Raw genomic sequence first — 11,537 nt, 5'->3', positions numbered from 1 at the left:
CCATGGATCCCTCCGGCATTTTTTCCACCAGTTATGCGCGTGACCGCGCGCTGATCCGCACGCGCGCCCAGTGGGTCACACTGGCCTTGTTCATCGGCATTTTGTTGCTCTACCCCTGGTTCGCCTCGGCGCGTCTGGTCGCGGTAGCCAACCTGATGCTGGTCACGTCCATCGTGGTGGTCGGCCTGCAGATCACCACCGGCTACGCCGGGCAGATTAACCTGGGCCAAGCCGCCTTCATGGGGGTCGGCGCCTACGCCGCCAGTGTGGTCGAGGTCAAGGCCGGGCTGCCGTTCTGGGTGGCGGTGCCGGTGGCCGGCCTGGTGGCGGCGCTGGCCGGCTGGCTGTTCGGCCTGACAGCGAAACGCATCAAGGGTTTCTACCTCGCACTGACCACCATCGCGGCTCAGTTCATCTTCCACTTCGTTGTGCTGAATCTGCCCTCAGCCTGGCTCGGCGGCGTCAATGGCTTCAGCCTGGAGCCGGCCCGGCTGGGCACATTTTTGTTCAACACCGACCGCTCGCTGTACTACCTGTTTCTTGTCGTCACCATGGTGATGGTATTCGGCGCTTTCGGCATCCTGCGCAGTCGCCACGGGCGCGCCTTCGTCGCCGTGCGCGACGACGATGTGGCCGCCGGCATGATGGGCATCGACGTGGCCGGCGCCAAGTCGCGTGCCTTTGTGCTCGGCGCTTTTTACGCTGGCATCGGCGGTGCCCTGTGGGCCTACCAGGTCCGCTTCGTCTCGGTCGATCAGTTCACGCTGTTCAACTCGATCTGGTTCATTGCCATGATGATCGTCGGCGGGCTCGGCTCGATCGTCGGGGCACTGATAGGCACCGTGCTCATCCGTGGCGTGCAGGAGGTCATCACCAGTCTGGGCCCCGACCTGGTCGAGCGCATCCCCAGCCTGAGCAGCGACCTGATCTTCGCCAGCATGAATGTGTTTCTCGGCCTGATCATCACGCTGTTCCTGCTGCTTGAACCGAAAGGCCTGATGCACCGCTGGAACATCCTGAAAACCAACTACCGGCTCTGGCCGTTTCACCACTGAGCTCGCCCAGCACAGCGAGTCGCAATCCCCCTGTCCCTTTTCCCTTCATCACCACCACTACCCGGAGACAAGCATGCAACGCAATACCTTTCTCAAACTCACAGCCGCTCTGGCAACCGGCCTGCTGCTAAACGCGACAGCCTATGCACAGACGACGACGATCAACATCGCCGCCTTTGCCGACTACGCCGGTCCCTACGCCAACGTCATGCCCCAGATGCAGGGCGGGCGACTCGCCGTGATCGAGTGGTGGAACAAGGAAGTCGGCAGCAAGCTCAACGTGCAGATCGTCGTCAAAACCTTCGACACGCGCTACGACGTGGCGCAAACCGCCAGCCTGTGGCCCGGCATCAAGGCCGAAGTCAAACCCGCGCTCCTGCTCGGCCTCGGCGGCCCGGATGCCGCCGCGCTGCAGCAGCGCCTGCCGGAAGACAAAATCCCCATGCTCATGGCCACCGCCACCTACGGCTTCGGCTGGAAACCCAACCAATGGGCCCTGAACCTGCGCCCCACCTACGCCCATGAGGCGGCCGGATTCCTGGAATGGTTCCGCACCACCAAACTCCAGGGCAAGCGCCCGGTCAAGGTGGCGATCATCACCTCCGAAGCCACGCCCGCCTACGCCGACATGGCCAAGGGCCTGCAAAGCTACACCAAGGCCAACCCTGACAAGGCCACCTTCGTCGAGGCGATCTGGACCGAAGTGCAACCTGCCGACCTGACCCTGGCGGTGCGCCGCCTGGTCAACGCCGGCACCGACGTGATCGTGATCCAGACCAACACCGCCCAGGCTGTGGCCACTAAACGGGCCTTGCAGGCGCTGGGCAAAAACGTCCCGATCATGCTCTCGCTGCACAACGGGGTGGTGGGATCATCCAAGGCACTTGGCGACCCGAACGGCTTTGCCGGTGATTTCGAGGTGGGTGCCATCGCCGATGCCAGCGAAGACGACTCGACCGCACGCAAGTTCTACAGCATGTTGCAGGAAAAGCATGGCCTGAAATCGGGCTGGAATGCAATGACCATCATGGGCCTGGGCCAAAGCATCGTGGCCGTGCGCGCGATTGAGGCCACCATCAAGGCCAAGGGCCCCGGCAAAGTCACCGGCGAAGCCGTGCGCGAGACCTTGATGAACAGCCAGTTCACCAGCAACGACCTGATGGGCATACTGCCAGGCGTGGACTTCAGCAACGACGCCCCCTTCCCCACCGGCACCGCCAAGGTCAACATCGCGACCATGAAGGACGGCAAGGTGGTTCGGGCGGCGGGCGATGTGACCGTGCCAACGGTGCCTAAATGGTGAGTTCAGCCCTTGCTGCGGCACCGGATCAACGTACCGCGCCCCATGCGACCGCCAATCCGGCGGTGCTGACGCTGTCCAACGTCGAGGTGTTGTATGCCGAGGTGATCCTGGCGCTCAAGGGCGTGTCGATGCAGGTCCCCGAAGGCGGATGCGTGGCGCTGCTGGGCGCCAACGGCGCAGGCAAGAGCACCACCCTCAAGGCCATCTCCGGCGTCATTGACTCGGAAGACGGCCGCGTCTCGGGAGGGGCGATCACCTTCGACGGCCGGCCGATTCAGGGGCACGACCCGGCGACCGTGGTGCGCAGCGGTCTGGTCCATGTGATGGAAGGCCGGCGCGTGCTGCAGCACATGACGGTCGAGCAAAACCTCATCATCGGCGGCCACATGTTTCCATCGGCGCAGGCGATGCGCCGGGCGATGAACAGCGTGTACGAAGCGATTCCGCGCCTGGCCGAACTGCGAAAACGCACTGCCGGCTATCTGTCGGGCGGCGAGCAGCAGATGTTGGTGATCGGACGCGCGATCATGGCCGAGCCGAAACTCATGCTGATCGACGAGCCGTCACTCGGACTGGCGCCGCGCATGATTGAGGAAGTCTTCGCCGTGCTGCACCACTTGCGTGAGCAGGGACTGTCGCTGCTCATCGTCGAGCAGAACACGCGCGTAGCCCTGGAGATCGCCGACTATGGCTATGTTATGGAGAGCGGCCGCATCGTGCTGGAGGGGCAGGCCCAGGAACTGCGCGACAACGAGGATGTGCGCGAGTTCTATCTCGGCCTGGACCGCGAGGGGGTGCGCAAGAGCTTTCGCGAGGTCAAGCACTACAAGCGGCGCAAGCGCTGGCTGGGATAACAGACGGCTGGCTTGTGGTTTTAATTCGGTTTCAGGAGTAACGACAAATGAGTGGTCCCTTGCAAGGGTTGAAAGTGATCGAGTTCGGCGGCATCGGCCCCGGACCGTTCTGCGCGATGATGCTGTCCGACATGGGCGCCGACGTGATCCGCCTGGATCGCAAGGCCGACAAGGGCAAAGACCGCGGGGATGGTGCCTTCCTGGCCAGTGGCCGGCGCAGCGTGCTGCACCGCGGTCGGCGTTCGATGGCGGTCGACCTGAAGTCGCCCGAGGACGTGCAGCGAGTCCTGGCACTGGTCGACGGGGCCGACGCGATCATCGAGGGTTTCCGCCCGGGCGTGATGGAGCGGCTGGGTTTGGGCCCGGACGTGCTGCTGGCACGCCACCCACGACTCGTCTACGGGCGCATGACCGGCTGGGGCCAGGACGGCCCGCTCGCGCAGGCCGCCGGGCATGACATCAACTACATCGCGCTGTCGGGCGCGCTTAGCCTGATCGGCCGCTCGAAAGGCGGACCGGTAGCGCCGCCGGCGATGGTCGGCGACCTGGGTGGCGGCGGCATGATGCTCGCCTTCGGCATCGTTTGCGCTTTGCTCGAAGCGCGCACCTCCGGCCATGGCCAAGTGGTCGATGCCGCGATCACCGACGGCGCGGCGCTGCTGACCTCCATCGTCTGCGACCTCAAAGCGCTGGGAATGTGGAAGAACGAGCGGCAGGCCAACCTGTTGGACGGTGGATCGCATTTCTACGACACCTACGAGTGCGCTGACGGGAAATGGATCTCGATCGCATCACTGGAGCCCCAGTTCTATGTGCTGCTGCTGGAGAAGCTCGGCATCAGCGATCCCGAGTTTCAACGGCAACGCGATCCGGCAGTCTGGCCGACGCTCAAACGCCAGATCACCGACATCTTCCGCGCCCAGCCGAGCGCGCACTGGTGTGCGTTGCTGGAGGGGACCGACGTGTGCTTTGCACCGGTGCTGACACTGGAAGAGGCAGCACGCCACCCACACAACAGCGCGCGCGGCACTTTCTTTGAGCGGGACGGTGTGCTTCAACCTTCACCGGCACCGAGGTTCAGCCGGACGGTGACCGATCGCCCAAGCCCCGCACCGTTCATTGGCGAACACGACGACGAACTCTTGTAGCCGAAGAATGACGGGGGCTGAGAAAAATGGGCCACAGGGCTAACCAGGGGTCATCTCAGAAAACGGAAAATAAAGCACGTTAAGCCGGTGGTAGCGGTCGCAACGGCCTGAACTTGCCCGCGCCGATCTTGGCGCTGCTGCGCCAGAGGTAATCGCCGGTCAGATTGATGTGCTCCCACCCCAGCGGTGACAGGTATTGCAACAGCGTGTCGTTTACCGGTTTGCCATGCCGGGGTCGTCTCAGAAAACGGAATTTAAAGTACGCTAAGTACGCTAAGTGTTAGAAGCTGCGCCTTGCATCTGCGCCCACTCAGCAACCCCCTCCCGTAATTGCAAAGCGGTATAGCCCTGTTCTTGCAGCAGACGCACGGCATCTGCTGACATGAGGCAGTACGGCCCACGGCAATAGGCCACGATGGGCTTGTCCTTAGGCAGCTCGGCGACGCGGGCGCGTAGCTCTGCCAGTGGCATCGAGCGGGCGAAAGGCAGATGAGCTTGCTCGAACTCGTTAGGGGGTCGCACGTCAATCACGACGACCTCACCTTCTCGCGCTTTGCGCAGCAGCTCGGCCCGATCCTCACCGCGCCATTCCCCATTCGAAGAAGTGAGCTGACGCAAGGCGTCTTGCAGCTCGAATAAGCGATCTTCAGCCAAGGTACGCAGCAGCACCCAAAAACGCGGCACCTCAGGGCTGGCGATGCGGTAGATGATGTGCTTACCCTGCCGCTCGGTATCCACCAGTCGTGCCGAGCGCAGCTCCTTGAGGTGGGCGCTGGTTAGTTTTACGCTGATACCCACCTCGCGGGCGAGTAAGTCCACCGGCTTCGGAGCCTGACAAAGCAACTCAATCAGCTCCAAGCGCTTCGGGCTGGCTGCGGCCTTGGCGATGCGTGCGACCTGTTCGTACAGGGCATCCTTTAGTTCTCGATTTGTGCTCATGGCGACAGGGTGTCCGTAGGTGTGATTGGCGTCAATGAATTGACAAGGATTGGGTGTTATGTGCTACATTCTAACAATCTTTAGAATGTTAGATAAAAAGAATTTAACCATGAAAAACTTGTTCATCCTCAATGGTGCTCCCTATGGCGACGAGCGCACCTACAACGGCTTGCGCCTAGCCGGTGCCTTGGCCAAGCGCGAAGGCAATCAGGTGCGCGTTTTCCTGATGGGCGATGCTGCCATCGCGGCCAAGGGAGGGCAGAAGGTGCCGGAAGGCTTCTACAACGTGCAGGTGATGCTGGGCCGCGTAACCCGCGCTGCGGTCGATGCTGTGGGAGTGTGCGGCACTTGCATGGATGCGCGAGGTATGAAGGGTGATGAACTGATGGAGGGCGCGCACCGGGGCACCCTCGAAGAGCTGGCCGACTGGTCGGAGTGGGCAGACAAAGTGTTTGTGTTTTGAGGGGCCGGCGATGAATCCGACCTCCGCAGAAAAGCGCAATGTCCTGTTGCTCGCCAGCACGCAGGCCCTTTTTCAAACCGCATCGGTGATGGTGATGATGCTCTCGGGCTTGGCCGGGCTACAACTTGCCAGTGACAAGAGCCTTGCCACCTTACCGATTGCCATGATGATGGTGGCCGCAGCGGCCATTATGATTCCCGCCTCAATGCTGATGCAACGGTTCGGCCGCAAGGCTGGCTTTTTGCTGGGCACCACGCTTGGATGCTTGGCGGGCCTGACCGCAGCCTATGCAATTTGGCTGCACAGCTTTTGGCTGTTCGTGTTCGCCAACATGCTTGTTGGCGGCTACCAAGGCTTTGCACAGTATTACCGATTTGCCGCCGCTGACGTGGCCAGTGCCGACTTCAAGAGCCGGGCAATTGCATGGGTAATTGCAGGGGGCGTAGTTGCAGCGTTGGCCGGGCCGAACATCGCCCGCCTGACGCAGGACATCGGCCCATTGCCATTTATGGTGTCGTATTTCGCTCTATCCGCCTTGAGCGTAATTGCCTTGCTGGTGGTGACGCGCATTTGCATCCCATCGCCTGTGGTGGTTGCCGAGGTGCACAGCTCAGCTCGCCCGCTTTCGGAAATCATGCGGCAACCCGTGTTCATCACGGCGTTAATTGGCTCCTCGGTTGGCTATGCCGTGATGGTTATGGTGATGACTGCAACGCCTTTAGCGATGCAGATTTGTGGCCAGTCGCTGGGAGCCTCGGCCACCGTGATTCAGTGGCACGTCTTGGGGATGTTCTTGCCATCCTTCTTCACCGGCAACTTAATCCGCCGCTATGGGGTGCTGGCGATCATGGGTGCCGGGATCGCGCTGCTGGCTGGGCACGTCACCATAGCGCTGACTGGCATTGAATTCCTGCACTTCCTGTCTGGACTGATTCTGTTGGGCGTGGGTTGGAATTTCTTGTTCATCGGTGGCACGACCTTGCTGACCGAAGCCTACCGCCCGAGCGAGCGAGCCAAGACGCAGGCTGCCCATGACTTCCTGATGTTTGGCTCGGTCAGCCTTGCGTCGTTCTCGGCGGGTGGCTTGCTCAATGCGTGGGGGTGGCAGTCTGTCAACCTGACGGCGTTGCCGTTCCTCGGAGCTGCATTGATCGCTGTTGTCGGCCTTGGGGCGTTACGTTGGAGAACTCGGCTGACCTCGCCAGGAAATGTGTCGGCTTGAGCTATGCCCTAACCTGATGTCAGGATAGGCCACCTCGCAACGTCCGAATAAAGTTCATTTCGGCGTTTCTTGACACCTGCTGCGAACGGTCATAGATTTCTTCCTGACATTTTCACGTCGGGATGTATCGGTTACGCCCGAGTCAGCAGCTTTGACCAGAACCCGGAACGGCAACTGGAGCAGCTCGAAGTCGGCAGGGTGTTCACCGACAAGGCGTCAGGCAAAGACACCCTGCGGCCTGAACTCGATTCTCTGCTGGCCTTCGCGCGCGAGGGCGACACCGTGGTGGTTCACAGCATGGATCGCCTGGCGCGCAACCTCGACGACCTGCGCCGCCTGGTGCAGAAGCTCACCCAGCGCGGTGTGCGCATCGAGTTTGTCAAGGAGAACCTGATCTTCACCGGCGAGGACTCGCCGATGGCGAACCTGATGCTGTCGGTGATAGGTGCGTTTGCCGAGTTTGAGCGGGCCTTGATCCGCGAGCGGGAGTGCGAAGGTATCGCGCTCGCCAAGCAGCGTGGAGCCTACCGGGGCCGAAAGAAGTCTCTGGGCGGTGAACAGATCGCTGAGCTGAAACAGCGCGTCGCGGCGGGCGAGCAGAAAGCGAAGCTGGTCCGTGAATTCGATTTACCTTCATACGGATCAGGCCAAGCGGGCCCGGCAAATGAGGGATGCTTTTGGGTCACCAAACGCCTAAGGCATCAACGAGCCCAGAAATGGCATATTCCAACCCAATGAGCATTGAAAAGCTTATCAGTTCATGATAAGCTTTGGCATGGAATCACAACGTTCACCGGCCATTGGTTTGGAATATTTACTTGGCTTGGATGGCAATATTGAAGTTCAAAATGATGCAGGCTACTGGGTCAAGATGGAAGTTTCGAGTGTAGACGTGACGGCGGAACGACCGCACGGCATCAGGTACAGCTTGACACTGCATGCGCCGGACAACACTCGGCTAATTGGTTTCGATAATGCCCATAGCGTGAGACCAGCAGGCTCACGCTTCAAGCATGCAGGTAAAAGGTTCCCGTACGACCACCGCCATCGACACGCTCTGGATGAGGGTGTGTTGTACGAGTTTGACACCGCTTACCAGTTGGTCAGTGATTTTTATGCTGAAGTAGATCGCGTTTTAAAAGAGGTCAGTCCATGAACAAGGTATTGAAGTTCGGTATTGCGGCAGTGCCTATGCAGCGTGCCCGTTCGCTGGCTATTGCGGCTGGAACACGCCAACGCGCCAAAGATGAACCCAACGTTTGGTTCCCCTCGGTGACCGCCATGGCACGAGTCCTGTCAGATGAGAACATGGCCTTGCTCAAGGTCATTCGAGAGCGTCACCCAGACTCCATGGATGCCTTAGCCAAAGCTGTGGGAAAACATGTGCCCAACGTTTCGCGTTCGCTGCACACCATGGCGCAATATGGTTTGGTCACGCTAACCAAACATGGTCGAACGGTGACGCCCCAAGTTACCTCCGAACGAGTTACGGTGGATTTTTCCTGGGGTGGCTGACATTGCATTCAAATGAAATCAGCTACTCGTTCAAACCGATTGACAAACGTCACCGCGACTAAATTGGGTAGCTTTACTTTTTTTTTGGGTGGGCAAAAATAGTCAATTTTGGACATGCCACTCCAGCCTCGGAAGACGATCCCTCGCCAGCCTCAATTAGCCTGCGGTTCGTTTTTTCCATCAACGTAAAACGAGCCGCGCATGTCAAAGACAGAAGCTGAACTCATCCAGTTACGTGCTGAGAATGACGCGCTTAAGGCTCTGCTGGCACAGCACGGCATCGCGGTACCGCAACCATCAGATTCCGACGCTGGCGATGCTGCGCTGCAACCCAATGCCAACGAGTTTTCGCCCACGGCGAAGGTTAAGCTCTTCCGACGACTCTTTCGTGGGAGGGACGATATCTATCCAGTTCGCTGGATAAGCAACACGACGGGGAAGTCTGGGTATTCGCCCCACTGCGCCAACAAATGGAAACCCGGCATTTGCAAATTGCCGACCATAAAATGTAACGAGTGCAGTAATAGCCTATATGAGCCCGTCACCGACTACATCATTCGCCAGCATCTCAGAGGCGAGATCACCGCCGGAGTGTACCCACTACTGGTCGACAACCGATGCTATTTTCTTGCCATCGACTTTGATGAGGCGGACTGGCGCGAAGATGCCCGCGCGGTACTGCAAACCTGCCTCAATAATGATCTCCCTGCAGCGTTGGAAATCTCGCGCTCTGGCGAGGGAGCTCACCTTTGGCTATTCTTTGCGAACGCGACGCCGGCAAGGGATGTGCGACGTCTTGGCGCGGCGCTGATCAGTGCGACTTGCGCCCGCACTCGTCAATTGGCCCTTAAATCATACGACCGTCTGTTCCCAAATCAGGACACCATGCCGAAAGGCGGATTTGGCAACCTGATCGCATTACCGTTACAAAAGGAACCCCGTGACCTTGGACGCAGCGTCTTTGTTGACGCGAACTTGCAGCAGCTCCCAGATCAGTGGGCGTTCCTGGAAAACATCAAGCCCCTTCCGCAAAGCCGTATCGAAACGGCGTTGACCAAACTGGTCGGGGACCGCCATCCGCTCGACATCGCTTATGCCGAAGTGCCGGAAGAGAACGCTGACGCCCCATGGGTACGACCGGCCAAGCCTGATGTCAAACTCAACGGCATCATGCCGAAGGCGGTAAAGGCAACAATCGCCGCCCAATTGTTCATCGAGAAGGCCGGCCTGCCGCAACCCTTGATGAACCGGCTAGTCCGCGTTGCGGCGTTCCAAAATCCGGATTTCTACAAACTTCAGGCCACGCTCAGGTCCACATGGAATACCCCCCGGATCATCAGCCGCGCAGAAAACCACGAAAAATTTCTGTCGTTGCCGCGAGGTTGCCTGAGCGACGTCGAGGCATTGCTTGCCGCAAATAAAATTGAGCTCCGTCTGGGCGACGCGCGTTCGATGGGGCAACGAATGAACGCGACGTTCAAAGGCGTGCTGCGCCCGGATCAGCAGGAAGCGCTCGAAGCTGTCACAAAACATGATTTCGGCATGCTGATTGCGCCCACCGCATTTGGAAAGACGGTCACCGCAGCGGCCGTTATCGCCAAGAGAAAGGTCAGTACCTTGGTGATTGTCCACCGCGCCGACCTTATGCGGCAATGGCAGGAGCGGCTTGGCAGTTTCGTCGGACTGGACGAGCAAAAAATTGGCCTGATCGGCGCCGGGAAAAAGAAGCCCACAGGCATGCTCGATATTGCAGTCATCCAAAGCCTGGCGCGCCGCGACGATCTACCCGAACTGTTCAGCCAGTACGGGCAGGTGATCATTGACGAGGCACATCATTTAACCGCAGAAACATTCGAAGCGGTCTTGAAGCAAGCCAGCGCACGCTACGTCCTGGGGCTCAGCGCTACCCCCGTTCGCAGTAACGGGCACCATCCGATCATCTTCATGCAGTCGGGCCCCGTCAGGTATATCGCCAAGCGCCCGGCACATATCCCGGATAAGCTAATGGTTCGGATCCGGCATCTTCCGACTCCGTCCATTCCGCCGCACGCCAGTATTCAAGAGGTCATTCGGCGGCTGGCCGAGGACGACGATCGAAACGCACGCATCGTCGCCGACGCGACCAATGCCTTGAAAAACGGGCGCAAGGTGCTGTTGCTGACCAAAAGGACGGAACACCTTGACCTGTTGCACAAGCAATTGGCGAATGTCGAGTACCCATGCTTCATGCTGCACGGTCGCATGAAGGCAAAGGAACGCCAGGCGATCATCAAGGCCCTGGCGGAGTTGCCGGAGGACGCCCCGCACATACTGTTGGCCAGCGCCCAACTGGTCGGCGAGGGTTTCGATCATGCTCCGTTGGACACTCTGATCCTGACGCTGCCGATCTCATGGACAGGAACGCTGCAGCAATACGCCGGCCGTCTACATCGTGACCATGCAAACAAGAGCGACATCTTGATTTACGACTACGTCGAACAGGATCATCCGCAACTCTACAGGATGTGGGAAAAGCGACAGCGGGGTTACCGGGCGATGGGTTATCAAGTGGATTCCGATCAACAACAATTACGCCTTGGCTCCCTATGACGAAAGAATTGGCCAAAAATTTGTTGTCACCTAGATTCGGCGCTGTGAACAGCCCGACGGGAGTACGTCGGAATGTCAACTATCGCTGCGTGCCCAAGAGAGCCGGACAACCAAGGAAACCAAAATCTACATTTGAGAGACAGCCTCCTGGTTTTTGGCTCTGGCAGTGAGCGTCTTACCGCGAAATCGTATGGCAGCACTCCACTTTTCGCTGCGGCTCGGTCATTTTCAGCCAATGTCGGCAGCAACCTGTACTGGGTGTACCGAGGCCTTGACTCCCTCCCCTTTGGCGAAGAAATCCGCTCGTTTTACCTTTTCGAATATGAAGGGACTTCCGCGATTGCGCTACCGCAACAAGTTTGCCAAGATCGGAATGTCGAGTCCATTCATCAACTGAAAGGGGTATCCCATGAACGACATTTCACAGGCAACTATTGTTCGGGTCGGTG

At 59.3% G+C, this 11,537-nt stretch carries 12 protein-coding genes and 1 pseudogene; 11 read left to right on the top strand and 2 right to left on the bottom strand.

The features are described from left to right. The first annotated feature begins 2 nt into the window (after positions 1-2). From B7G53_RS17905 to B7G53_RS17890, 4 genes are all read left to right on the top strand, one after another. Positions 3-1,055, top strand: a complete 1,053-nt coding sequence (locus B7G53_RS17905; protein WP_096670211.1) for a branched-chain amino acid ABC transporter permease — start codon at positions 3-5, stop codon at positions 1,053-1,055. Between the two features lie 73 nt (positions 1,056-1,128). Next, complete coding sequence (locus tag B7G53_RS17900; protein WP_096670209.1) at positions 1,129-2,358, top strand: ABC transporter substrate-binding protein; 1,230 nt, start codon at positions 1,129-1,131, stop codon at positions 2,356-2,358. Further along, the gene (locus B7G53_RS17895; protein ID WP_096670207.1) at positions 2,352-3,212 is read left to right on the top strand and encodes an ABC transporter ATP-binding protein; all 861 of its coding nucleotides are present in this window, start codon (positions 2,352-2,354) and stop codon (positions 3,210-3,212) included. Before B7G53_RS17900 ends, B7G53_RS17895 begins: the two co-directional genes overlap by 7 nt. Positions 3,213-3,259: 47 nt before the next feature. Continuing rightward, positions 3,260-4,360 carry a CaiB/BaiF CoA transferase family protein gene (locus B7G53_RS17890; protein ID WP_096670205.1) on the top strand — a complete coding sequence of 367 codons (1,101 nt, stop codon included), beginning with the start codon at positions 3,260-3,262 and terminating at the stop codon, positions 4,358-4,360. Positions 4,361-4,439: 79 nt separating this feature from the next. On the opposite strand, the pseudogene B7G53_RS22580 reads toward B7G53_RS17890, so the two are convergent. Both B7G53_RS22580 and B7G53_RS17885 read right to left on the bottom strand, forming a co-directional pair. Continuing rightward, positions 4,440-4,580: pseudogene (locus B7G53_RS22580) on the bottom strand (hypothetical protein); the annotation flags it as partial. A 53-nt stretch (positions 4,581-4,633) separates the two neighbouring features. Further along, on the bottom strand, positions 4,634-5,299 hold the full coding sequence (locus tag B7G53_RS17885) for an ArsR/SmtB family transcription factor (RefSeq protein ID WP_096670203.1): 666 nt from the start codon (positions 5,297-5,299) through the stop codon (positions 4,634-4,636). A 109-nt stretch (positions 5,300-5,408) separates the two neighbouring features. On the opposite strand from B7G53_RS17885, the gene B7G53_RS17880 reads away from it, so the two are divergent. The 7 genes from B7G53_RS17880 to B7G53_RS23045 form a co-directional block, all read left to right on the top strand. Beyond that, complete coding sequence (locus tag B7G53_RS17880) at positions 5,409-5,762, top strand: DsrE/DsrF/TusD sulfur relay family protein (protein WP_096670201.1); 354 nt, start codon at positions 5,409-5,411, stop codon at positions 5,760-5,762. A gap of 10 nt (positions 5,763-5,772) precedes the next feature. Beyond that, positions 5,773-6,984, top strand: coding sequence for an MFS transporter (locus B7G53_RS17875; RefSeq protein WP_096670199.1), 1,212 nt, complete (start codon positions 5,773-5,775; stop codon positions 6,982-6,984). 69 nt (positions 6,985-7,053) lie between these two features. Then, positions 7,054-7,722, top strand: coding sequence for a recombinase family protein (locus tag B7G53_RS17870; protein WP_441338998.1), 669 nt, complete (start codon positions 7,054-7,056; stop codon positions 7,720-7,722). 37 nt (positions 7,723-7,759) lie between these two features. Further along, positions 7,760-8,140, top strand: a complete 381-nt coding sequence (locus tag B7G53_RS17865; RefSeq protein ID WP_096670289.1) for a toxin-antitoxin system TumE family protein — start codon at positions 7,760-7,762, stop codon at positions 8,138-8,140. Next, positions 8,137-8,499, top strand: a complete 363-nt coding sequence (locus tag B7G53_RS17860) for an HVO_A0114 family putative DNA-binding protein (protein ID WP_176491400.1) — start codon at positions 8,137-8,139, stop codon at positions 8,497-8,499. The genes B7G53_RS17865 and B7G53_RS17860 overlap by 4 nt, the downstream gene beginning before the upstream one ends. Before the next feature lie 201 nt (positions 8,500-8,700). Continuing rightward, complete coding sequence (locus B7G53_RS17855) at positions 8,701-11,088, top strand: TOTE conflict system archaeo-eukaryotic primase domain-containing protein (RefSeq protein ID WP_096670197.1); 2,388 nt, start codon at positions 8,701-8,703, stop codon at positions 11,086-11,088. A 72-nt stretch (positions 11,089-11,160) separates the two neighbouring features. Further along, positions 11,161-11,537 (top strand): hypothetical protein (locus B7G53_RS23045; RefSeq protein ID WP_217992632.1); only part of this gene is annotated, 377 nt, incomplete at its 3' end.

This window comes from Polaromonas sp. AET17H-212 (genome assembly GCF_002379085.1).
Classification (GTDB): Bacteria; Pseudomonadota; Gammaproteobacteria; order Burkholderiales; family Burkholderiaceae_C; genus Polaromonas.
The sequence above is the reverse complement of the archived record's forward strand: the minus strand, read 5'-3'. Positions and strand labels throughout refer to the sequence as shown.

Excerpts from the sequence above, each read along its gene's own strand:
- B7G53_RS17855 (WP_096670197.1), top strand. The coding sequence starts at position 8,701 with ATGTCAAAGACAGAAGCTGAACTCATCCAGTTACGTGCTGAGAATGAC.
- B7G53_RS17860 (WP_176491400.1), top strand. The coding sequence starts at position 8,137 with ATGAACAAGGTATTGAAGTTCGGTATTGCGGCAGTGCCTATGCAGCGT.
- B7G53_RS17875 (WP_096670199.1), top strand. The coding sequence starts at position 5,773 with ATGAATCCGACCTCCGCAGAAAAGCGCAATGTCCTGTTGCTCGCCAGC.
- B7G53_RS17880 (WP_096670201.1), top strand. The coding sequence starts at position 5,409 with ATGAAAAACTTGTTCATCCTCAATGGTGCTCCCTATGGCGACGAGCGC.
- B7G53_RS17900 (WP_096670209.1), top strand. The coding sequence starts at position 1,129 with ATGCAACGCAATACCTTTCTCAAACTCACAGCCGCTCTGGCAACCGGC.
- B7G53_RS17905 (WP_096670211.1), top strand. The coding sequence starts at position 3 with ATGGATCCCTCCGGCATTTTTTCCACCAGTTATGCGCGTGACCGCGCG.
- B7G53_RS17890 (WP_096670205.1), top strand. The coding sequence starts at position 3,260 with ATGAGTGGTCCCTTGCAAGGGTTGAAAGTGATCGAGTTCGGCGGCATC.
- B7G53_RS17895 (WP_096670207.1), top strand. The coding sequence starts at position 2,352 with ATGGTGAGTTCAGCCCTTGCTGCGGCACCGGATCAACGTACCGCGCCC.
- B7G53_RS17885 (WP_096670203.1), bottom strand. The coding sequence starts at position 5,299 with ATGAGCACAAATCGAGAACTAAAGGATGCCCTGTACGAACAGGTCGCA.
- B7G53_RS17865 (WP_096670289.1), top strand. The coding sequence starts at position 7,760 with ATGGAATCACAACGTTCACCGGCCATTGGTTTGGAATATTTACTTGGC.